This window comes from Paraburkholderia sp. BR14320, from assembly GCF_040948665.1.
Lineage (GTDB): Bacteria > Pseudomonadota > Gammaproteobacteria > Burkholderiales > Burkholderiaceae > Paraburkholderia > Paraburkholderia youngii.
The window spans coordinates 91376-112791 of sequence record NZ_JBFPKG010000025.1; the positions used below are offsets into that span (position 1 = coordinate 91376).

Below are 21416 nucleotides of genomic sequence, written 5' to 3' on the forward strand. Positions count from 1 at the left end.
TGCCGGTTTCATGCAGATAGCGATCCATACGGCAGTAGCTCAGCTGGATAGAGCATCGGCCTTCTAAGCCGAGGGTCGGGGGTTCGAGCCCCTCCTGCCGTACCAGAATCATCGAAAGGGTTACAAGCCTCGCGCCTGTAACCCTTTTTGTCTTTTTTGCTGTCTTTTAGCACCACGCGCGCAACGGTTGAACGCCACGCCGAGCGTGTTTCCTGTAGATCCGCCCATCCTTCATGATCACCGCGAGATTGCTGCCCGGATCGTCGAGCAACTGATATCGGCGCGCGGGCCCGGCTGACGATCAGCAACTCCCCGACGTCACACGCACGTTGTCGTTTCCATCATCGAATGGCTCGCTTCGGGTGTTTCCCGACTCAGGAAATCGCGCGCGACGCCGTTAGTTCAACAGAACCGTTTGACGCGCCGCGATTGGAGGAATCAGCGTGAACCGACTCAGCCTCAACACCAAACTCTGGCTCGCGCTGCTGATCACGTGGCTCGGTCTGCTCGGCCTCGGCGGCTGGGCCGCGTGGCAGTCGCGCGCGACGATGCTCGCCGAGCGCAAATCGGCGGTGCAGAACGTCGTCGAGAGCGCGTACGGCATCGTCGCCGACTACGCGCAGCGCGCCGACCGGCGCGAGCTGACGCCGGAACAGGCACGGCAGCAGGCGCTGGCGCGCCTGTCCGCGATGCGCTACCCCGGCAGCGGCTACATGATCGTGACGACCGCGACGCCGGTCGTGATCATGCACCCGGTGCTCGCCGATCTGCGCAACAAAGACGTGTCGCACTACGCGGACACCGACGGCAAGCTGCTGTTCGTCGAGATGGTCAAGGTGGCGCAGGCGCAGGGACAGGGCTTCGTCGATTACATGGGACGCCTTGCTGGCCACAACGAGCACGTGCCGAAGATCAGCTTCGTCAAGCGCTTTGCCGCGTGGGACTGGTATCTGATTTCGGGCGTCTACGTGAACGACATCGACGCGGCGTTCCGCGCCGACCTGCTGCGCTATCTGCTGACGATCCTCGTGATCGGCAGCGTCAGCACCATCGCGCTCGTGCTGATCATCCGCAACGTCAAGCGCAGTCTCGGCGGCGAGCCCGCCTACGCGGCGAGCGTCGCGGAGACGATCGCCGACGGCGATCTATCGTGCCCCGTCGCACTGGCCGGCAACGATCAGGAAAGCATGCTGTTCGCGATGCAGCGCATGCAAAGCCGCCTCGCCGACGCGATCAGGCGCATTCGCGGCGGCACCGAAACCATCACGGTCGCGGCGGAAGAGATCGCCGCCGGCAATCTCGATCTGTCGGCGCGCACAGAACAGCAGGCGTCGTCGCTCGGCGAAACGGCCGCGAGCATGGAGCGGCTGACGGCGACCGTCAAACAGAACGCCGACAACGCGCTGCAGGCCAACCGCATGGCGCACTCCGCGTCGCAACTCGCGGGCGAGGGCGGCGAGGCCGTGCAGCACGTCGTCGCGAATATGCAGAGCATCGCGGAGAGCTCGGCACGCGTCGTCGACATCATCGGCGTGATCGAGAGCATCGCGTTTCAGACCAACATCCTCGCGCTGAACGCGGCCGTCGAAGCCGCGCGCGCCGGTGAAGAGGGTCGCGGCTTCGCGGTCGTCGCGGGCGAGGTGCGCAATCTCGCGCGCCGCAGCGCCGATGCGGCCAAGGAGATCAAGACGCTGATCGAGGATTCGGTCGCGCGCGTCGGCAGCGGCAAGGCGCTCGTCGAGAAAGCGGGCGGCACGATGGACTCGCTCGTCGATGCGGTGAAGCGCGTGACCGACATCATCAGCGAGATTTCCGCCGCGTCCGACGAGCAGCGCCGTGGCATCGAGCAGGTCAATCTCGCGATCGCGCAGATGGACGAGACCACCCAGCAGAACGCGGCGATGGTCGAGCAGGCGGCGGCCGCCGCGCAGTCGATGCAGGAACAGGCGCAGATGCTGCGCGACGTCGTCAGCACGTTCCGCCTGCAGGGGACGGCCGCGGCGCGTTGATGGCCGCGTCGATGGCGCGCTGCGCGCAGAAGTGTGCATGCTATGCTTTTGAGGTCAGGATCAAATGCCGCGTGCGCCCGTGCGCGCCGTGCGCACTTCAAGGAGAGTCCCACATGTCGACGCGAACCCGTGTGCTGTTCCGCCTCAGTGCCGCGAGCCTGCTGCTCGGCGCGGCGATCGGCGCGCAAGCCGCGAACCTCGCCTTTCTGAACGACACGCCGATCACCTACATGAGGCAGCGCGACAACGACTCGATCAAGCACGCGGTCATGAGCGCGCTCAATGACAGAAAGGACGGCGACAGCTTCACGTGGGTCAACGACGGCACAGGCAACAGCGTGAAGATCGACGCGACCATCACGATGGACAGCACCTCGACCGAAGGCGGGCGCACTTGCCGCGTCCTCGGCGTCGTACTCAATGCGAAAGGGCAATCGATGAACCTGCGTCCGAACTTCTGCAAGGTAGGCGGCGCCTGGCAACTGCAGAAGCGATGAGCCCGCGAATCGTCTCGTGCGGGATCGTGCTGCTCGATCCCGACGGACGCGTGCTGCTCGCGCACGCCACCGAAACGTCGCACTGGGATATTCCAAAAGGGCAGGGCGAGGACGGCGAGGCGCCGCACGTGACCGCGCTACGCGAGATGGTCGAGGAAACCGGCATCGCGCTCGAGGCTGGCCGCCTGAAGGATCTCGGCCTGTTCGTCTACCGGCGCGACAAGGACCTGCATCTATTCGCGGCGCGCGCGAGTGCCGGCGAACTCGATCTGAGCGTGTGCACCTGCACGTCGCTGTTTCCGCGCCGCTCGGACGGCACACTGATCCCCGAAATGGACGACTACCGCTGGGCGTCGATCGAAGAGGTCCCGCTGTATGCGAGCCGTAGTCTGACGCGGCTCTTCGAGACGACGCTGTCGCTCGCGGAGCTGCACCGGTCGCTATAGACGGCGCGCGCCGCGTTCAGTCGAGCGCGCGGTCGTTAGGATGCGCGAACAACGCGCGGTTCTGCTCCGACAGCGGGAAATTGACATTGATGCCGCGCGGCGGAATCGGCTGCGTGAACCACTGCCGGTACAGACGCTCGGCGTCGCCGGACGTCTGCGAGCGTACGATCACGCGATTCACGAGCGCGCGAAACGGCTCGTCGCCCTTGCGGAACATGCACGCGTACACCTCATAGCCGAGCGGCGCACCCGTCACGATGAAATCGTCGGGATGCGGGTCGGTCGCCTTGAAACCGTAGACGATCGGCTCGTCCATCACGAACGCCACCGCGCGGCCGTCTTTCATTGCGTTGAAGGCTTCCTGATGGTCGCGCGCGCTCATGATGCGCATGTTTAGCTGCTTCTCGGTGTTGAGGCTGCGCAGCAGGCGCTCGTCGGACGTGCCCGCGGTCGTCACGACCGGCTTGCCGGCCAGATCGGGGAAGTCGGTGATGCCGCTGTTCCTGCGCGTGATCATGCGCACCGCGTACTGGAACAGGCTGTCCGAAAACGCGGCGACGTTTTCGCGCTCGACCGTGTGCGTGGTCGAGCCGCATTCGAGATCGATCTGGTTGTTCAGCAGCATCGGCGTGCGGTTCGACGAAGTCACCGTGATTTCGTGAACCCGCAACTGCGCCATGCCGAGCGTCTTCCGGATTTCATCGACGATCTGCATCGCGATCGCCTGCGAGTAGCCGACCGTGCGCTTGCCGTCGAAGTACGAGAACGGGATCGATGCCTCGCGCACGCCGAGCACGACGACGCCGTCGTCGTGGATCTTTCTCAGCGTACCGGTCAGTTCATCCGCGCCTGCCGGGCCGGCGAACGCGACCACACCGCAGGCGGCCAGCGCAAGCAGCGCGCCGTGCAGGTCGCGCACGAAGCGCGGCAAGTGCGGCAAGCGTGAGCCGCGCGGACTCCTTGCGACGCAAATGCTACTTTCAGTCCCATCCCCGCGGCGGACTGCAACCTTCATCGGACCTCCCGGACCGGCGCGCCCAGGCGAGCGCGCATGAGTGTCGATCGAATCTCAGGCAACCGGTCTGGGCCCGGCAACGCCGGGCCGTCGCTGACGTGAGCTTAGGCCGGCTTGCCCCAACTGTCGCGCAGACTGACGATGCGGTTGAATACGGGCTTACCCGGCTTCGAATCGACGCGATCGGCAACGAAGTAGCCGTGGCGCTCGAACTGGTAGCGCTGCTCCGGCAGCGCATGGCGCGCGCCGGTTTCGAGGTAGGCGTGGACCACGCGCTTCGAGTCCGGATTCAGTGCTTCGAGGAAATCGCGGCCGCCGGCGTCCGGTTGCGGTTCCTTGAACAGCCGGTCGTAGATGCGCACTTCGGCCGGGCACGCAGCCGCGGCGCTGACCCAGTGGATGTTGCCCTTGACCTTGTAATTGTTCGCGCCTTCGGTGCCCGATTTGCTGTCCGGGAAGTAGTTGCAATGCACCGCGACGATGTTGCCGTTCTCGTCCTTGTCCGCGTGCGTGCATTCGATCACGTAGCCGTAGCGCAGGCGCACCTTGTTGCCCGGGAACAGACGGAAGTAGCCCTTCGGCGGCGTTTCCGTGAAATCCTCGCGCTCGATCCACAGCTCGCGGGAAATCGGAAACTCGCGCACGCCCTGTTCCGGATGATGCGGATGCACCGGTGCGTGGCACGGCTCGGTGAGGCGTTCGGGGAAGTTGTCGATGATCAGCTTGACCGGATCGAGCACGGCGGCGATGCGCGGCGCCTTCTCGTCGAGATCGTCGCGCAGCGCGCCTTCGAAGACGCTCATATCGATCCACGAGTCGACCTTGGTCACGCCGATGCGCTCGCAGAACAGCTGGATCGATTCCGGCGTGAAGCCGCGCCGGCGCACCCCGACGATGGTCGGCATGCGCGGGTCGTCCCAGCCTTCCACATGGCCTTCGTTGACGAGTTGCAGCAGCTTGCGCTTGCTGGTGATCGCATAGGTCAGGTTCAGGCGCGAAAACTCGATTTGCTGCGGCAACGGACGCTTGAAGATGCCGGCTTCAGCGAGCTCGTTCAGGATCCAGTCGTACAGCGGGCGGTGATCTTCGAATTCGAGCGTGCACAGCGAATGCGTGATGTTTTCGAGCGCGTCCGAGATGCAGTGCGTGTAGTCGTACATCGGGTACACGCACCAGGTGTCACCGGTACGGTAGTGATGCGCGAAGCGGATGCGATAGATGACCGGGTCGCGCATGTTGAAGTTCGGCGACGACATGTCGATCTTCGCGCGCAGCACGTGCTCGCCTTCCTTGAACTCGCCCGCCTTCATGCGGCGGAACAGGTCGAGGTTTTCTTCGACCGAACGATCGCGGAAACGCGACGGCGTGCCGACTTCGGTAGCAGAGCCGCGGTTCGCGCGCATTTCCTCGGCCGACTGGCTATCCACGTACGCCTTGCCGCGCTGGATCAGCAGCTCCGCAAACTCGTACAGCTTGTCGTAGTAGTCGCTCGCGTAGTACAGATGTTCGGTGCGGTCCTTTTCCCATTCGAAGCCGAGCCAGCGCACCGAGTCGATGATCGACTCGACGTACTCGACGCTTTCCTTCTCCGGATTGGTGTCGTCGAAGCGCAGATGGCACACGCCGCCGTAGCTGCGCGCGACGCCGAAGTTCAGGCAGATGCTCTTCGCGTGACCGATGTGCAGATAGCCGTTCGGCTCCGGCGGGAAGCGCGTTTCGACGCGCTGGTTCCATTTGCCGGTGCGGTTGTCGTCGTCGATGATGTTGCGGATGAAATTGGATGCCGTGGGCGCGTCGTTGCGATCAGCGTCTTTGCGTTCGGTATTCATGCGAGAAGGTGAGAGTCCGTGGGGCGCGCAATGCGCCCGCTTAGCCGACAATTCTACCTGACGAGCCCGCTCGCGGCAGGCGCTTGCGGCGCGCAGCCAACGGCGGGGCGGTCTGGCGCGGATGCCGCAGTCGCCGAAGCAGGCGCGCGGGGCTGTAACAGGAGGTAAAACGGGTTGGCGGCGCGCGACGCGCCGACTTAGGATGCGCTGCTGCGCGCGGCCCGCGCACCCGCGCTGGGCCTTCGCGCGGGGCGGGCCGCCTGAGCTGTCCACGCTGTCCTTCATCGCTTGCACGAGGCTCCTTTGCTCGTGCGCCATGCTCGCTTCGTTGCCGGAGTTCTCCCGGATGTCTATCCCGATGCACGGCGCGTTTCGCGCGCCTTTTGCCGGCGCTTTGGCTAGCGCCCGATTTTCTAGCGGTACTCGTCGCGTGCTCGCTTCGGCCTGGTTTGCCGCGCTTGCCGTGAACGTGGCCGCGCCGCCGTCCGCCGCCGCGAAAACAGCGGTGCCGAAGCCGCCGCTCGATGCGTCGGCCGTCGCCGCGCCCGATGCCTACAGCGCCGACACCGCGCAGCAGATCTTCGCCGAAGGCGGCAACGCGGTCGATGCCGCGGTCGCGATGGCCTTCACACTCGCCGTCACGCGGCCCGATGCGGGCAACCTCGGCGGCGGCGGCTTCATGACGCTGCTGGTCGACGGCAAGCCGTATTTTCTCGACTATCGCGAGCGCGCGCCGCAGCAGGCGAACCGCGACATGTACCTCGACGACAAGGGCAACGTGGTGCCGGGCATGAGCACGGTCGGTCATCGCGCGGCGGCGGTGCCGGGCACCGTCGATGGTATGTGGCAAGCGCAGCGCCGCTTCGGCAAGCTTAAATGGAAGCAGGTGCTCGCGCCTGCGATCCATTACGCGACCGACGGCTTCCAGATCGGCCCGCGCCTGCAGCAGCGGCGCGACGCGGCCGCGAAGGGTTTCGCCGGCAAGACCAATTTCGACGCCTATTTCGGCAACCTGAGAACGGGCGCGACGCTGCGCCAGCCGGAACTCGCGCAGACGCTCGGGCGAATCGCGAGCGACGGCGGCCGCGAGTTCTACGAGGGCCGCACCGCTCAAATGATCGCCGCGCAGATGTACGGCCACGGCCTGATCACGAGCCAGGATCTGAGCCAGTACAAGGCACTGTGGCGCGAGCCGCTCGCAGCCGACTGGCACGGCTACCGCGTGATCACGGCACCGCCGCCGAGCTCGGGCGGCATCGGGCTGATCCAGATGCTGAAGATGCGGGCCGCTCTGCAGCCGGCGTTCGACGGTCTCGCGTTGAATTCGGCGCCGTACATCCATCTGATCGCGCAGATCGAGGATCGGGTGTTCTCGGACCGGCAGCGCTATATCGGCGACCCGGACGCATCGCCGGTGCCGGTCGCGAAGCTGATCGACGACGCCTACCTCGCGCAGCGCGCGGCCGAAGTCAAAACCGACGAAGCGCCGGGCGCGGCGCCGGTGAAGCCCGGCGCTGACGGCGCCGAGGCGACGGAGAAGGCGCAAACCACGCATTTCTCGGTAGTCGACAAGTGGGGCAACGCGGTGTCGAACACCTACACGCTGAACGGCGATTTCGGCTCGGGCGTGGTGGTGGACGGCGGCGGGTTCCTGCTGAACGATGCGATGGACGATTTCTTGATCAAGCCGGCCGGCGCCGGGGCGACGGGCGCGTCGGGCGCGGCCTCGGCATCCGGCGCCGACGATGCCGAGCCGGACACGATCGCGCCGGGCCGCCGCCCGATTTCGTCGATGACGCCCACGCTGCTGCTGAAGGACGGCAAGATCGCGCTGGCGATCGGCACGCCCGGCGGCTCGCGCATCCTGACGACGATCTTCCAGGTGATGACGAATCTCTCCGACTTCGACATGTCGCCGACGGACGCGCTCGCCGCGATGCGGTTCCATCATCAGTTGCTGCCACAAAAGACGATCTACTTCGAGCCGTACCATCCGGCGCCGGATGAGCTCGCCACGCAGCTGAAGGCGCTCGGCTATACGGTCGAGCAGCAGCCGTACAACGGCGACGTGCAGATGATCCGCGTGAACGGCACGACGCCCGAGCCCGCGAGCGACCCCCGTGGTGCCGGCGTGGCACGCGTGATACGGTAGACGCCCCGCCGCGCTATCCCGCGAGCGGGCCATAAGCCGAACCCGGGGAAGCATGATGACCGAACAACAACCAACCACACTCGTACTGCCGGGCTATCTGGACTCCGGCCCAGGCCACTGGCAAACGCGCTGGGAAGCGCTCGATCCCGCGTTCCTCCGCGTGCGGATGCCGGATTGGGACCACCCTTCGCGAGACGCCTGGTGCCGCACGCTGGCCGCCACGCTCGACTCCCTCGACGCGCCGGTCGTGTTCGCCGCTCACAGCCTCGGCTGTCTGACCACGGCGTTCTGGGCCTCGCGGTACGCGAGCGCGGCGCAACTCGCGAAGGTGGCCGGCGCGCTGCTGGTCGCCGTGCCCGATCCGGCCGAAGCGCATTTCCCGCGGGACGCGACCGGCTTTGCGCCGGTGCCGCTCGAACGCCTGCCGTTTGCGACGATCGTCGTGGCGAGCAGCGACGATCCGTATGGCGGCGTGCCGTTTTCACAAACCTGCGCGAACGCGTGGGGCAGCCGCTGGATCGAGATTGGCGCGCGCGGCCACATCAACGCCGATAGCGGCCTCGGCGATTGGGACGAGGGGCGCAGCTGGCTGGCTTCGCTAAGGGCGCCGCGCTGAGTCTCGTCGCATCGTCGATCAGATCACCGCCTTTCGCTTCAATTCCGCAATCGTCTGCGCGTCGTATCCGAGCAGGTCGCGCAGCACACGCTCGGTGTGCTCGCCGAGCAGTGGCGGATGGCTCAGCGCCTGCGGCGGCGTGCCGGTCATGTTGATCGGATTGCGCACGAGCTTGACCGTGCCGGCCGACGGATGCGGCAGATCCACCTGCAGACCGCGCGCGACCACCTGCTCGTTGTCGAACACTTCGTCGAGGTTATTGATCGGCCCGCACGGCACGCCGGCCGCTTCGAGCGCCGCGATCCATTGCTGCTTGCCTTGCAGACGGACCATGTCCGCGAGCATCGGCACGAGCAGTTCGCGGTTGCGCACGCGCGCGGGGTTGGTCGCGAAACGGTCGTCGTCGGCGAGTTCCGGGCGGCCGCCCACCTCGACGAACTTGCGGAACTGGCCGTCATTGCCGACCGCGACGATGATCCAGCCATCGCTCGTCTGGAAGGTCTGGTAGGGCACGATGTTCGGATGCGCGTTGCCCCAGCGCACTGGCGGCTGGCCGCTCGCGAGGTAGTTCGAGTTCATGTTGGCGAGCATCGCGACCTGCACGTCGAGCAGCGCCATGTCGATGTACTGGCCTTCGCCCGTGCGATCGCGGTGCGTGAGCGCGGTCAGCACGGCGATCGTCGAGTACATGCCGGTCATCAGGTCGGCGATCGCGACGCCGGCCTTCTGCGGGCCGCCGCCCGGCTGACCGTCGCGCTCGCCGGTAATGCTCATGAAGCCCCCGATGCCCTGCACGATGAAGTCATAGCCGGCGCGCTGCGCATACGGTCCGGTCTGCCCGAAGCCCGTGACCGAGCAGTAGATCAGGTCGGGCTTCACCGCTTTGAGCGATTCGTAGTCGAGGCCGTACTTCTTCAGCTGGCCGACCTTGTAGTTTTCGAGCACGACGTCGCTTTGCGCGGCCAGCTCGCGCACGATCCGCTGGCCCTCGGGTGACGCGATGTCGAGCGTGACCGAGCGTTTGTTGCGGTTCGCCGCGAGATAGTAGGCGGCTTCGCGCGTGTCCGCGCCGTCCGGCGTCTTCAGATACGGCGGCCCCCAGTGGCGCGTGTCGTCGCCGACCTCGGGGCGTTCGATCTTGATGACGTCGGCGCCGAAATCGGCGAGCGTCTGCGCGCACCACGGACCGGCGAGCACGCGGGTGAGATCCAGCACGCGGATATGACTGAGAGCGCCCATGTTCCTGAATGTCTCCTGATGGTTGCAGGCCGCGCGGCGAGCCGCCATGCGCAATTTCGCGCGACGTTTCGTGGAAGTCATCTTAAGCGATTCCCGCTCGCGGGCGCAGTCAGCCGAACGTCATAGCGCCGATCGGACGATCGGACGCGCGCGTGTCGCGGCGCGCGCATGCCGTGCTGGCCGGATCGCCAGCCAGGCGGCGCGCGGTGCCGCGCACGCGTGCCGATCCCGTATAATCAGTCGTTTAAAGAAACAGACAGTTGGCGCATCCCATCGACCGCCAGTCTTCGTCAGGAACCGTCAGGACCGTCCCCCGCACGCTATGAAAGCCGCTGATATCCGCGAGAAATTCCTCAAGTTCTTCGAATCGAAGGGCCATACGATCGTCCGTTCGTCGAGCCTCGTGCCCGGCAACGACCCGACGCTGCTCTTCACCAATTCGGGGATGGTGCAGTTCAAAGATGTGTTCCTCGGCGCGGAGTCGCGTCCGTATTCGCGCGCCACGACCGCGCAGCGCAGCGTGCGCGCCGGCGGCAAGCACAACGACCTCGAGAACGTCGGCTACACCGCGCGTCACCACACGTTCTTCGAGATGCTCGGTAACTTCTCGTTCGGCGACTACTTCAAGCGCGATGCGATCCACTACGCGTGGGAACTGCTGACCGAAGTCTACAAGCTGCCGAAAGACAAGCTGTGGGTCACCGTCTACCAGGAAGACGACGAAGCGCACAACATCTGGGCGAAGGAAGTGGGCGTGCCGGTCGAGCGCATCATCCGCATCGGCGACAACAAGGGCGCGCGCTACGCGTCGGACAACTTCTGGCAGATGGCCGACACCGGCCCGTGCGGCCCGTGTTCGGAAATCTTCTACGACCACGGCCCGGACGTGTGGGGTGGCCCGCCGGGGTCTCCCGAGGAAGACGGCGACCGCTACATCGAAATCTGGAACCTCGTGTTCATGCAGTTCAACCGCGACGCGCAGGGCAACATGACGCCGCTGCCGAAGCAATGCGTGGACACCGGCATGGGCCTCGAGCGTATCGCCGCGGTGCTGCAGCACGTGCACAGCAACTACGAGATCGACCTGTTCCAGGCGCTCATTCGAGCCGCTGGCCGCGAAACCGGCGTGACCGATCTGACCAACAACTCGCTGAAGGTGATCGCCGATCACATCCGCGCGTGCTCGTTCCTGATCGTCGACGGCGTGATTCCGGGCAACGAAGGCCGCGGCTACGTGCTGCGCCGTATCGTGCGCCGCGCGATCCGCCACGGCTACAAGCTCGGCAAGAAGGGATCGTTCTTCCATCGCCTCGTCGCCGACCTCGTCGCGCAGATGGGCGAAGCCTATCCGGAACTGGCACAGGCCGAGAAGCGCGTGACCGACGTGCTGCGTCAGGAAGAAGAGCGCTTCTTCGAGACGATCGAGCACGGCATGTCGATTCTCGAAGCCGCTTTGGCCGATCTCGACGCGAAGGGCGGCAAGACGCTCGACGGCGAACTCGCGTTCAAGCTGCACGACACCTACGGCTTCCCGCTCGACCTGACCGCGGACGTCTGCCGCGAGCGCGAAGTGACGGTCGACGAACCCGCGTTCGACGACGCGATGGCGCGTCAGCGCGAGCAGGCGCGCGCGGCGGGCAAGTTCAAGATGGCCCAGGGCCTCGAATACTCGGGCGCGAAGACCACGTTCCACGGCTACGAGGAAATCGTCTTCGACGACGCGAAGGTCGTCGCGCTGTATGTGGACGGCGCGTCGGTGCAGCAGGTGCAGGCCGGCCAGCCGGCGGTCGTCGTGCTCGATCACACGCCGTTCTACGCGGAGTCGGGCGGCCAGGTCGGCGACCAGGGCGTGCTCGCGAACGCGAGCACGCGCTTTGCCGTTGCCGATACGCTGAAGGTGCAGGCCGACGTGGTCGGCCATCACGGCACGCTCGAGCAGGGCACGCTGAAGGTTGGCGACGTCGTCAAGGCGGAAATCGACGCGGTGCGCCGCGCTCGCACGGCGCGCAACCACTCGGCCACGCACCTGATGCACAAGGCGCTGCGCGAGGTGCTCGGTTCGCACGTGCAGCAGAAGGGCTCGCTCGTCGACGCAGACAAGACCCGCTTCGACTTCGCGCACAACGCGCCGATGACGGACGAACAGATCCGCCGCGTCGAGGAAATCGTCAACGCGGAAGTGCTGGCGAACGCGCCCGGCATCGTGCGTTTGATGTCGTACGACGATGCGGTGAAGGGCGGCGCGATGGCGCTGTTCGGCGAAAAGTACGGCGACGAAGTGCGCGTGCTCGACCTCGGCTTCTCGCGTGAGCTGTGCGGCGGTACGCACGTGAATCGCTCGGGCGACATCGGCTTCTTCAAGATCGTGATGGAAGGCGGCGTCGCGGCCGGTATCCGCCGCGTCGAAGCGATCACCGGCGACAACGCGGTGCGCTACGTGCAGGAGCTCGAAGCGCGCGTCAACGCGGCCGCGGCCGTGCTGAAGGCGCAACCGGCGGAACTCACGCAGCGCATCGGCCAGGTGCAGGACCAGGTGAAGGCGCTCGAGAAGGAACTGAGCGCGCTGAAGTCGAAGATGGCGTCGAGCCAGGGCGACGAGCTCGCGGGCCAGGCGATCGACGTCGGCGGCGTGCACGTGCTCGCGGCAACGCTCGAAGGCGCGGATGTGAAGACGCTGCGCGAAACGGTCGACAAGCTCAAGGACAAGCTGAAGAGCGCGGCGATCGTGCTCGCGTCGGTCGAAGGCGGCAAGGTCAGCCTGATCGCCGGTGTGACCGCCGACGCCAGCAAGAAGGTCAAGGCGGGCGAACTGGTCAACTTCGTGGCCCAGCAGGTGGGCGGCAAGGGCGGTGGCCGTCCGGACATGGCGCAGGCTGGCGGTACCGAGCCGGCCAACCTGCCGGCGGCGCTCGCGGGCGTCAAGGGCTGGGTCGAAGCACAGCTTTGAATCTGATGGTCGGTTGAGTCCGGCTCGACGCGAAGTCGAGCCGGGTTCGACAAAGGGGCCACGCGGCGCGCCAGCAGAATCGGCGCGTTGCGTGGCCCCTTCGCTTTTGCCGAAGCCGATCGGCTTGCGTCGAACCTCTTTGCCGGCGCGGTGGATTCAACGATCAGACCGCATTGGTATCCACGGGCGCCGCCGCATCCGCGTCGGCCGTCCCTTCCTGCGACGCGACCAGCGCGCGCCGCAACGCGTTGAGTGCCGACGAAAAATGCCCGCGTCGCCAGAGCAGCAGCGTGTCGATGATGCCAATATCGGGCAACTCGTGCACCGCGATATTGCTCGTGTCGGGCTGCAGATCGAGCACCGAGCGCGGTGCGACCGCGACGCCCGCGCCGGCCGCCACGCACGCGACGATCGCGTGATACGAGCCGAGCTCCAGCACGCGCTCCGGCCGCACCCCGTGCTCCAGATACCACTTCTCGATATACGCGCGATAAGCGCAGCCGCGCTCGAACGCGATCAGCGTCGATAGCGCGATGTCGCGCACCTCGCGGATCGGCCGATGGCCGCGCGGCGTCAGCATCACGAGTTCTTCGCGGAAGATCGGCACGGTTTCGAACACATCGCCGAGCGTCGCAGGATCGAGCGGCGTCGCGACCAACGCCGCATCGACCTCGAACTCGCGCACGCGCTCGATCAGCCTGCCGGTCGTGCCGGTCTCCAGCTCCAGTTCGACGGCCGGCCATTGCTGGTGATATTGCGCGAGCAGGGCCGGCAGACGCGTCGCCGCGACGCTTTCCATCGTACCGAGACGCAGCCGCCCGCTCGGACGATCCTCGCGCACCGCGTGACGCGCCTCGTCGGCGAGCGCGAGCAGCCGTTCCGCGTAGGGCAGCAGGGTCTCGCCGGCCGGCGTCAGCACGAGCCGGCGGCCGTCGCGGATGAACAACTCGGTGCCGAGTTGCTCCTCGAGCTGCTTGATGCGCGTGGTCACGTTCGATTGCACGCGATTGAGCTTCGCCGCAGCGCGCGTCACGCCGTTTTCGCGTACTACCGCGCGAAAAATCGTCAGAGCAGCCAGATCCATGATTCTCTCCCGGCGATGAATTACATTCTAATTATTCATTTTTCGTGATCGAAAGGTCAAGCTAATATGGATTCACCCCATCGCTGCTTGACCGTCCGACATGAACGACCTGGCTTCCCACGCGTACCGGCGCTTTCACGAACCGCACGCCGCCCGGCGCGCGGCGCTCGCCTGCATGGCCGCGCTGGCCGTCGCGCTCGGGATCGGGCGCTTCGCATTCACGCCGCTGCTGCCGCTGATGCTGCACGGCGCGGCGCTCGGCCAGCCGCACCTCGATATCCAGCATGGCGGCTGGCTCGCGTCGTTCAATTACGCCGGCTATTTCGTCGGTGCGATGACCTGCGCGGCGCTGCGGGCAGAGCCCGCGCGGATGGTGCGCGTCGGACTCGCCGCGACCGTGCTGCTCACGCTCGCGATGGGCGTCACCGGCCAGTTCTGGGTGTGGGCGCTGGTGCGCTTCGTCGCCGGCGCGGTCAGCGCATGGACCTTCGTGTTCGCGTCGCAGTGGGGCTTGCGGCGGCTCGCCGAACTCGGCGCGCATGCGTGGAGCGGGGTCATCTACACCGGGCCGGGCGTGGGCATCGTCGGGACCGGCTTGCTGGTCAGCGTCGCGGGTGGCTATGGCGCGGTGGTCGGATGGATCGGCTTTGCGGTGATCGGCGCGGTGCTGACCGTGCTGGTGTGGCCCGTGTTCGCCGAGACAGGGCGCGTGGGGGCAGCGCGGCCTGCCGTTGCGAGCTCCTCGGCAGCAAAATCCGCCACTGGATCACGCACTGGCGCAAACCCGCCGCCCCGTACGGCCGGCGTTCAGACGAGCCATGCCGTCCACCGCAGCGACGCGTTCTGGCTGGTGCTGCTCTACGGTATCCCGGGCTTCGGCTACATCATCACCGCGACCTTTCTGCCGGTCATCGCGCGCCACGCGTTGCCGGGCTCGGCATGGCCGGACCTGTTCTGGCCGATGTTCGGTGCCGCGCTGATCGTCGGCGCGTTGCTCGCCGCGCGTTTGCCGTTGCATTGGGACAACCGCACGCTGCTCGCAGGCTCATATGTGTTGCAGGCAATCGGCATCGCGTTGGGCATCGTGTGGCCGACGGCGGGCGGGTTTTCGCTCGGCAGCATCCTGATCGGCCTGCCGTTTACCGCGATCACGCTATTCGCGATGCGCGAGGCGCGGCGGCTGCGCGGCGACGATGCGGCCGGGCTGATGGGTTACGCGACGGCGGCCTATGGCATCGGACAGATCGCGGGTCCGTTGGTGGCAGCGCCGATTGCCGCCCACACGGGATCGTTTTCGCTGGCGCTGTGGCTCGCCGCGGGCGCGCTGCTGGCGGGGGCGGTAGGGCTGATCGCGGTGATGCGCGTGCCGCGCGGCCCGCGCCGTGGCCGCATGCCGGATTGCGGTTGCAACTAGCGCCTGAAAACAAATCTCGCACGAGCGCACTAAAATGACCGCTTTCCGTCATTCCCTCGCGCCTGTCGCCGGGCGCGTCGCTCGACCATGCAACATTTCGCGTCCGACAACTATGCCGGCATCTGTCCCGAAGCGCTCGACGCGCTGATCGCCGCCAACAACAGCGGCCACGAGCCGGCCTACGGCGACGACTCCTGGACCAACCAGGTCTGCGACCGTCTGCGCGACCTGTTTCAAACCGATTGCGAAGTGTTCTTCGTGTTCAACGGCACGGCGGCCAATTCGCTCGCGCTCGCGTCGCTGTGCCAGTCGTACCACTCGGTGATCTGCCACGAACTCGCGCACATCGAGACCGACGAATGCGGCGGTCCGGAGTTCTTTTCAAACGGCTCGAAGCTGCTGACGGCGCCGGGCATCGGCGGCAAGCTCACGCCCGATGCGATCGAGTCCATCGTCACGCGGCGCGCCGATATCCACTATCCAAAGCCGAAGGTCGTCACGCTGACGCAGTCGACCGAGGTCGGCACCGTCTACAGCGTCGAGGAAGTGCGCGCGATCGCCGCGATCGCGAAGCGCCGTCATCTGAAGGTGCACATGGACGGCGCGCGTTTCGCGAACGCGGTCGCCGCGCTCGACGTGCATCCGTCGGAAATCACATGGCGCGCGGGTGTCGACGTGCTGTGCTTCGGCGGCACCAAGAACGGCCTGCCAGTCGGCGAGGCGGTGGTGTTCTTCGACCGCGCGCTCGCCGACGATTTCGCTTATCGGCTCAAGCAGGCGGGACAGCTGGCATCGAAGATGCGTTTCATTTCCGCGCCGTGGCTCGGCCTGCTCGACAACGACGTATGGTTGCGCAATGCGCGTCACGCGAACGCGATGGCGCGTCTGCTGGAGGCGCGGTTGCAGGAAATCCCGGGCGTGAGCATCATGTTTCCGAGCGAATCGAACGCGGTGTTCGCGCAGTTGCCGCGGCATGCCGCGAAGACGATGCGCGCACGTGGCTGGAAGTTTTACGAGTTCATCGGCGCGGGCGGTTGCCGGCTGATGTGCGCGTGGGACACGCAGCCCGAAACGGTCGAGCGTTTCGCGGCCGACGTACGCGAACTGTGCGTCGCGTGAGCGAAGACGCATGAAGCTGCCGCAGCCTGAGTGACTGCCGGCGCCTTGCCGCACCACTCGGTACACGCGCAATGCCACACCACTACGACCCGCCAACAAACACGAAACAACGAGACGTCCCCCGCCATGACCGAGTACCGATTCTGTCCCCGCTGCGCGAAGCCTCTGACCGAACGCACCGACCCCGAACACGACGGTGGCCGCGTCCGTCAGATCTGTCCCGACACCGAGTGCGGTTATGTTCATTGGAATAATCCGCTGCCGGTCGTCGCCGCGATCGTCGAGTACGAGGGCAAGGTTCTGCTTGCGCGCAACGCCGCATGGCCCGAGGGCAGGTTCGCGCTGATCACCGGCTTCCTCGAAAACGGCGAGACGCCGGAGCAGGGCATCGCTCGCGAAGTGATGGAGGAGACGTCGCTGCACACGGAATCGGTCGAACTGATCGGCGTGTACGAATTCATCCGCAAGAACGAGCTGATCATCGCGTATCACGTGAAGGCGCATGGGACGATCGCGCTGTCGCCGGAACTCCTGGAATACCAGCTCGTCGAGCCCGCGAAGCTGCGGCCGTGGCGCGCGGGCACGGGGCAAGCGCTCGGCGAATGGATGCGGCGGCGCAATTTGCCGTTCGAATTCGTCGAGCGGCCGGGGCTGTGAAGCGCTCCGTCCATCGAGCCGCAACATTGGCCAGCACACAGACAATGCGGACAACGCGGACAACATAGAGACAGCACACAGCAGCCATCGACGCATCATCGAATCGTTCATCCACGTCAATCAGCGGTCAATGAGCGCACGCTCAGGGAGAAGCAACGGCATGGCCTACATCTACTACCTGACCCATATTCATCTGGGCTACGACGCACTGTCGCAACTGTCGTCCGAGTGCGCGCGCATCGGCATCAGGCGGCCTCTGGTGATCAGCGACAAGGGCGTCGTCGCGGCCGGCATCGCGCGGCAGGCACTCGATGCGCTGAAGCTCGGCGACGTGCCGCTGTTCGACGACACGCCGTCGAATCCGACCGAGGACAAGGTGCTCGCGGCGGCCCAGGTGTATCGCGACGAGCGCTGCGACGGGCTGATCGCGGTGGGCGGCGGTTCGTCGATCGATCTCGCGAAGGGCGTCGCGATCGCGGCCACGCATCCGGGGCCGCTCACGCAGTACGCGACGATCGAAGGCGGCAGCGCGAAGATCACCGACGCCGTCGCGCCGCTGATCGCGATTCCGACCACGGCTGGCACCGGCAGCGAAGTCGCGCGCGGCGCGATCGTGATCCTGAACGATGGCCGCAAGCTCGGCTTTCATTCGTGGAGTCTGCTGCCGAAATCGGCGCTGTGCGATCCGGGTCTCACGCTCGGCCTGCCGCCGGGGCTGACCGCCGCGACCGGCATGGATGCGATCGCGCATTGCATCGAGACCTTCCTCGCGCCGGCCTTCAATCCGCCCGCCGACGGCATCGCGCTCGACGGCCTCGAGCGCGCGTGGCACAGCATCGAGCGCGCGTGCGCGGACGGCAGCGATCGCGAGGCGCGCCTGAACATGATGAGCGCGTCGATGCAGGGCGCGATGGCGTTCCAGAAGGGCCTCGGCTGCGTGCATTCGCTGTCGCATCCGCTGGGCGGCCTGAAGGTGAACGGCCGCACGTCGCTGCATCACGGTACGTTGAACGCGGTCGTGCTGCCCGCGGTGCTGCGCTTCAACGAGCGCGCGCCGAGCGTGGTGGCCGAGCGCCGCTATGCGCGCATGCGTCGCGTGATGGGGGTGCCCGAGCATGCGGATCTCGCGCAGGCGCTGTTCGACATGACCGCGCGGCTCGGTCTGCCGACCGGCCTCAGGCAGATGGGCGTCGACGAAAGCATGTTCGACAAGGTCGTGCAGGGCGCGCTGCTCGATCACTGCCATCGCACGAATCCGCGTGAGGCGAGCGCCGACGACTATCGCCGCATGCTGACGGAGTCTTTGTGACGCAGCCCCGCATCCTCGCATCCACCAACCGCCACGTCCGATGAACAAACCCGCCCCTGCCGGCCGCGCCGCGTATCCGCACTTCCTGTCGATCACCACGCGCTGGATGGACAACGACGTCTACGGCCACGTGAACAACGTCGTCTACTACAGCTATTTCGACACCGTCGTGAACGAGTATCTGATCCGCGCGGGCGTGCTCGATTTCGAGCACGGCGCGACGATCGGGCTCGTCGTCGAGACGCAGTGCAACTACTTCGCGCCGCTCGTATTTCCCGATCGCATCGACGCGGGCTTGCGCGTCGCGCGGCTCGGCACGTCGAGCGTGCGCTACGAGGTGGGGCTGTTCCGCGACGGCGATGAAGCGCCCGCCGCGCAGGGGCATTTCGTGCACGTCTACGTGGATCGCGCGACGCGGCGGCCGGTGAACCTGCCCGCCGAACTGCGCGCGGCGCTCGAACCGTTGTGCGTTGGCGGGACGGCGGACTAGACGCGTGCAGTCGTTCATCATCACTTTGCTCAACGGCCTGAGCTACGGGCTGTTGCTGTTCATGCTGTCGGCCGGGCTCACGCTGATCTTCAGCATGCTCGGCGTGCTCAACTTCGCGCATGCGAGCTTCTACATGCTCGGCGCGTACGTCGGCTTTTCGGTGGCGGCGCGCGCCGGTTTCTGGAGCGCGCTGGTGGTCGCGCCGCTCGTCGTCGGTCTGCTCGGCGCGGCGCTCGAGCGCTGGCTGCTGCGGCGCGTGCGCGGCCACGGTCATCTGCCCGAGCTTCTGTTGACGTTCGGCGCCGCGTATCTGCTCGGCGAACTCGTCAAGCTCGGCTGGGGGCTCAGTCCGCTGTCGGCGAGAATCCCGGCCGTGCTCGACGGTTCGCTGTTCTCGCTGTACGGCGCGGTTTTCACCCGCTATCGCGCGTTCATGATGGCGGTGTCGCTCGCGATGCTCGCGGCGCTCATCGCAATGCTGCGCGTATCGAAGACGGGCCTGATCGTGCGCGCCGCGCTCACGCATGCGCAGGCCGTCGAAGCGCTCGGCTACAACGTGCCGCGCGTGTTCACCGGCGTATTCGCGGCCGGCACCGCGCTCGCCGCGCTGGCCGGCGTGATCGGCGCGCCGCTGTTCGTGATCGAGCCGGCGATGGCGGAGTCGCTCGGCTCGATCGTCTTCGTCGTCGTCGTGATCGGCGGGCTCGGGTCGCTGAGCGGGGCGCTCATCGCGTCGCTGCTGGTGGGGTGCGTGCAGACGCTGGCGGTCGCGAGCGATCTGTCGTTGGGCGACGCGGTGGCGCTCGTCGGCGCGGTGCTGCCGCCCGAATGGGACGCGCTGACGCTCGCGCAAGTCGCGCCGCTGCTGCCGTATCTGCTGCTCGTCGCGGTGCTGGCGATGAGGCCTCGCGGGCTGTTCGGACGGCGTGACGATCATGCGTAAGCCGAGTGGGCCGTCAGATGCGCTGGAAAGCCGGGTGCCGCCGCGCAGGCGCGGCGGCGCGCTCGCGCCCTGGCTCGCGCTCGTCGCCTTTCTGGCCGTGCCGCCTTTCATCTGGCCGCACAGCTGGCTGCTCGCCTATCTCGCGCAAAGCGCGACGATGATCGTGTTCGCGCTGTCGTACAACCTGTTGCTCGGCGAGACCGGGCTGCTGTCGTTCGGACATGCCGCGTATGCGGGGCTCGGCGCGCTGATCGCCGCGCGCATGTTCAACGCGGGCGGCGTGCCGCTCGTGCTGCTGCCGTTGGTCGGCGGCATCGGCGGCGCGCTGTGCGGCGTGCTGTTCGGCTTTATCGCGACGCGCCGTGCCGGCACCGCGTTCGCGATGATCACGCTCGGTCTCGGCGAGCTCGTCGTCGCGGCCGCGTGGACGCTGCCGGGCTGGTTCGGCGGCGAGGCGGGCGTCGCGATCGATCGCGCGAGCGGGCCGCTCTTCGGCGGCTGGAGTTTCGGTCCGGCGCGCGAGGCCTATGCGCTGATCGCGCTGTGGTGCGTCGTCGCGAGTGTCGCGATGTTCGCGCTGTCGCGCACGCCGTTCATGCGGCTCGCGAACGCGGTGCGCGACAACCCGGCGCGCGCGGCGGCGATCGGCTGCTATCCGCGCCGGGTTCGCTATGGCGTGGTCGTGCTGTCGGCGTTTTTCGCGGGCATCGCGGGGACGCTCGGGCTGATCAATATCGAACTCGTATCGACCGAAAGCGTCGGCATGATGCGCTCGGGCGCGGTGCTGATCGCGACCGTGATCGGCGGCACTGCCGCGTTTTTCGGGCCGGTCGCGGGGGCGATCGTGCTGACGTTTTTCAGCGTGGTGGTCGCGAGTGTCACGCGGGCGTGGCTGTTTTACCTGGGGCTGTTCTTTGTCGTCGTCGTGATGGCCGCGCCGGATGGGCTTGCGGGCTTTGCCTCGCGACACGTGGCGCGGATTGCGGCCTATGGCTGGCGAGGTTGCCGCGCCGCTTATCTGTGGAGCGCGGCGGCAGGGTTGCTGTGGCTCGCGGCCGTCGTGATCGCGGTGCAGTGGGCCTATGCGGCGCAGTTCGGTGCGGACGAAGGGGCGGCGTTTAGCGCATTGTTCGGCGGCGGTGCGGGCGCGGGCACCGATGTCACCGTCGCACCGATGCTGTTGCCGCTTCCTCTGGCGCTGGCATTCGTTGCGCTCGCCGCCCTGGCTGCGTTGTCCACACGCCATGCGCTGCGCGCGCATGCACGCGTGAGCGCCCACGCACGCGCGGCACGTTCCTCCGGAGCCGCACGATGATCCCGGCACTGGCGCTCTACGGCATCGAAAAGCGTTTCGGCGCGACGCAAATACTGCGCGGCGTCGATCTCGCGATCGAGCCCGGGGAGCGGCACGCGCTGATCGGCCCGAACGGCGCGGGCAAGTCGACGCTGTTCAACCTGATCGGGGGCGGCGCGCGGCCGAGCGCGGGGCGTATCCATCTGTTCGGCGCGGACATCACGCGGCTGGCGCCCGCCGCGATCGCGCGCCGCGGCCTCGCGCGCAGCTTCCAGAGCACCAGCGTGTTCGCGCGGCTGTCCGTGTTCGACAACCTGCGCTGCGCGGCGCAGCTTGCCGAGCGCGATCGCACGCGC

18 protein-coding genes and 1 tRNA gene are annotated in these 21416 nt (G+C 66.8%); 15 read left to right on the plus strand and 4 right to left on the minus strand.

Features of this window, described 5'->3' with window-relative positions; translation table 11 throughout:
- The first annotated feature begins 28 nt into the window (after positions 1–28).
- From AB3X89_RS22740 to AB3X89_RS22755, 4 genes are all read left to right on the plus strand, one after another.
- Positions 29–105: transfer RNA gene (locus AB3X89_RS22740), tRNA-Arg, on the plus strand.
- A 338-nt stretch (positions 106–443) separates the two neighbouring features.
- On the plus strand, positions 444–2009 hold the full coding sequence (locus AB3X89_RS22745; protein WP_368585264.1) for a methyl-accepting chemotaxis protein: 1566 nt from the start codon (positions 444–446) through the stop codon (positions 2007–2009).
- A 113-nt stretch (positions 2010–2122) separates the two neighbouring features.
- Positions 2123–2506: a hypothetical protein gene (locus AB3X89_RS22750; RefSeq protein ID WP_368585265.1), complete on the plus strand. Its 384-nt coding sequence runs from the start codon at positions 2123–2125 to the stop codon at positions 2504–2506.
- Positions 2503–2952, plus strand: a complete 450-nt coding sequence (locus tag AB3X89_RS22755) for an NUDIX hydrolase (protein ID WP_368585266.1) — start codon at positions 2503–2505, stop codon at positions 2950–2952. The genes AB3X89_RS22750 and AB3X89_RS22755 overlap by 4 nt, the downstream gene beginning before the upstream one ends.
- Before the next feature lie 16 nt (positions 2953–2968).
- Here AB3X89_RS22755 and AB3X89_RS22760 read toward each other — a convergent pair whose 3' ends face one another.
- Entirely contained in the window at positions 2969–3967 is a 999-nt protein-coding gene (locus AB3X89_RS22760; protein ID WP_368585267.1) for a transporter substrate-binding domain-containing protein, read from the minus strand.
- A gap of 104 nt (positions 3968–4071) precedes the next feature.
- Positions 4072–5796 (minus strand): glutamine--tRNA ligase/YqeY domain fusion protein, encoded by a 1725-nt coding sequence (locus tag AB3X89_RS22765; RefSeq protein WP_368585268.1) that lies wholly within the window; start codon positions 5794–5796, stop codon positions 4072–4074.
- A 346-nt stretch (positions 5797–6142) separates the two neighbouring features.
- Between AB3X89_RS22765 and ggt the strand changes: the two genes are divergently transcribed.
- Both ggt and AB3X89_RS22775 read left to right on the plus strand, forming a co-directional pair.
- Positions 6143–7948, plus strand: a complete 1806-nt coding sequence (gene ggt / locus AB3X89_RS22770; protein ID WP_368585269.1) for a gamma-glutamyltransferase — start codon at positions 6143–6145, stop codon at positions 7946–7948.
- Positions 7949–8003: 55 nt separating this feature from the next.
- Positions 8004–8564, plus strand: a complete 561-nt coding sequence (locus AB3X89_RS22775; RefSeq protein ID WP_368585284.1) for an RBBP9/YdeN family alpha/beta hydrolase — start codon at positions 8004–8006, stop codon at positions 8562–8564.
- An 18-nt stretch (positions 8565–8582) separates the two neighbouring features.
- Here AB3X89_RS22775 and AB3X89_RS22780 read toward each other — a convergent pair whose 3' ends face one another.
- Positions 8583–9803: a CaiB/BaiF CoA transferase family protein gene (locus tag AB3X89_RS22780; RefSeq protein ID WP_368585285.1), complete on the minus strand. Its 1221-nt coding sequence runs from the start codon at positions 9801–9803 to the stop codon at positions 8583–8585.
- A 322-nt stretch (positions 9804–10125) separates the two neighbouring features.
- Here AB3X89_RS22780 and alaS point away from each other — a divergent pair, with 322 nt between their 5' ends.
- Entirely contained in the window at positions 10126–12750 is a 2625-nt protein-coding gene (gene alaS, locus AB3X89_RS22785; protein WP_368585270.1) for an alanine--tRNA ligase, read from the plus strand.
- Positions 12751–12913: 163 nt separating this feature from the next.
- Here the strand turns inward: alaS and AB3X89_RS22790 are convergent, their stop codons facing one another.
- Positions 12914–13834 (minus strand): LysR family transcriptional regulator, encoded by a 921-nt coding sequence (locus AB3X89_RS22790; protein WP_368585271.1) that lies wholly within the window; start codon positions 13832–13834, stop codon positions 12914–12916.
- Between the two features lie 100 nt (positions 13835–13934).
- On the opposite strand from AB3X89_RS22790, the gene AB3X89_RS22795 reads away from it, so the two are divergent.
- From AB3X89_RS22795 to AB3X89_RS22830, 8 genes are all read left to right on the plus strand, one after another.
- Complete coding sequence (locus AB3X89_RS22795; RefSeq protein ID WP_368585272.1) at positions 13935–15248, plus strand: YbfB/YjiJ family MFS transporter; 1314 nt, start codon at positions 13935–13937, stop codon at positions 15246–15248.
- An 87-nt stretch (positions 15249–15335) separates the two neighbouring features.
- Positions 15336–16367, plus strand: a complete 1032-nt coding sequence (locus AB3X89_RS22800; RefSeq protein ID WP_368585273.1) for a low specificity L-threonine aldolase — start codon at positions 15336–15338, stop codon at positions 16365–16367.
- Between the two features lie 126 nt (positions 16368–16493).
- The gene (locus tag AB3X89_RS22805) at positions 16494–17024 is read left to right on the plus strand and encodes an NUDIX domain-containing protein (protein ID WP_368585274.1); all 531 of its coding nucleotides are present in this window, start codon (positions 16494–16496) and stop codon (positions 17022–17024) included.
- Between the two features lie 160 nt (positions 17025–17184).
- Positions 17185–18333: an iron-containing alcohol dehydrogenase gene (locus AB3X89_RS22810; protein ID WP_368585275.1), complete on the plus strand. Its 1149-nt coding sequence runs from the start codon at positions 17185–17187 to the stop codon at positions 18331–18333.
- 40 nt (positions 18334–18373) lie between these two features.
- Positions 18374–18823, plus strand: a complete 450-nt coding sequence (locus AB3X89_RS22815) for an acyl-CoA thioesterase (protein WP_368585276.1) — start codon at positions 18374–18376, stop codon at positions 18821–18823.
- 4 nt (positions 18824–18827) lie between these two features.
- The gene (locus tag AB3X89_RS22820) at positions 18828–19766 is read left to right on the plus strand and encodes a branched-chain amino acid ABC transporter permease (RefSeq protein ID WP_368585277.1); all 939 of its coding nucleotides are present in this window, start codon (positions 18828–18830) and stop codon (positions 19764–19766) included.
- Between the two features lie 22 nt (positions 19767–19788).
- Positions 19789–21081, plus strand: coding sequence for a branched-chain amino acid ABC transporter permease (locus AB3X89_RS22825; protein WP_368585286.1), 1293 nt, complete (start codon positions 19789–19791; stop codon positions 21079–21081).
- Positions 21078–21416, plus strand: a 339-nt coding sequence (locus tag AB3X89_RS22830; RefSeq protein WP_368585278.1) for an ATP-binding cassette domain-containing protein, incomplete at its 3' end; no start/stop codon positions are given. The genes AB3X89_RS22825 and AB3X89_RS22830, both read left to right, overlap by 4 nt.

What these genes read in the sequence shown, in the direction of transcription:
- AB3X89_RS22760 (WP_368585267.1), bottom strand. Translation starts at nt 3,967, where the DNA reads ATGAAGGTTGCAGTCCGCCGCGGGGATGGGACTGAAAGTAGCATTTGC.
- AB3X89_RS22750 (WP_368585265.1), top strand. Translation starts at nt 2,123, where the DNA reads ATGTCGACGCGAACCCGTGTGCTGTTCCGCCTCAGTGCCGCGAGCCTG.
- AB3X89_RS22815 (WP_368585276.1), top strand. Translation starts at nt 18,374, where the DNA reads ATGAACAAACCCGCCCCTGCCGGCCGCGCCGCGTATCCGCACTTCCTG.
- AB3X89_RS22780 (WP_368585285.1), bottom strand. Translation starts at nt 9,803, where the DNA reads ATGGGCGCTCTCAGTCATATCCGCGTGCTGGATCTCACCCGCGTGCTC.
- AB3X89_RS22755 (WP_368585266.1), top strand. Translation starts at nt 2,503, where the DNA reads ATGAGCCCGCGAATCGTCTCGTGCGGGATCGTGCTGCTCGATCCCGAC.
- AB3X89_RS22810 (WP_368585275.1), top strand. Translation starts at nt 17,185, where the DNA reads ATGGCCTACATCTACTACCTGACCCATATTCATCTGGGCTACGACGCA.
- AB3X89_RS22775 (WP_368585284.1), top strand. Translation starts at nt 8,004, where the DNA reads ATGACCGAACAACAACCAACCACACTCGTACTGCCGGGCTATCTGGAC.
- ggt (WP_368585269.1), top strand. Translation starts at nt 6,143, where the DNA reads ATGTCTATCCCGATGCACGGCGCGTTTCGCGCGCCTTTTGCCGGCGCT.
- AB3X89_RS22805 (WP_368585274.1), top strand. Translation starts at nt 16,494, where the DNA reads ATGACCGAGTACCGATTCTGTCCCCGCTGCGCGAAGCCTCTGACCGAA.
- AB3X89_RS22800 (WP_368585273.1), top strand. Translation starts at nt 15,336, where the DNA reads ATGCAACATTTCGCGTCCGACAACTATGCCGGCATCTGTCCCGAAGCG.
- AB3X89_RS22765 (WP_368585268.1), bottom strand. Translation starts at nt 5,796, where the DNA reads ATGAATACCGAACGCAAAGACGCTGATCGCAACGACGCGCCCACGGCA.
- AB3X89_RS22790 (WP_368585271.1), bottom strand. Translation starts at nt 13,834, where the DNA reads ATGGATCTGGCTGCTCTGACGATTTTTCGCGCGGTAGTACGCGAAAAC.
- alaS (WP_368585270.1), top strand. Translation starts at nt 10,126, where the DNA reads ATGAAAGCCGCTGATATCCGCGAGAAATTCCTCAAGTTCTTCGAATCG.
- AB3X89_RS22795 (WP_368585272.1), top strand. Translation starts at nt 13,935, where the DNA reads ATGAACGACCTGGCTTCCCACGCGTACCGGCGCTTTCACGAACCGCAC.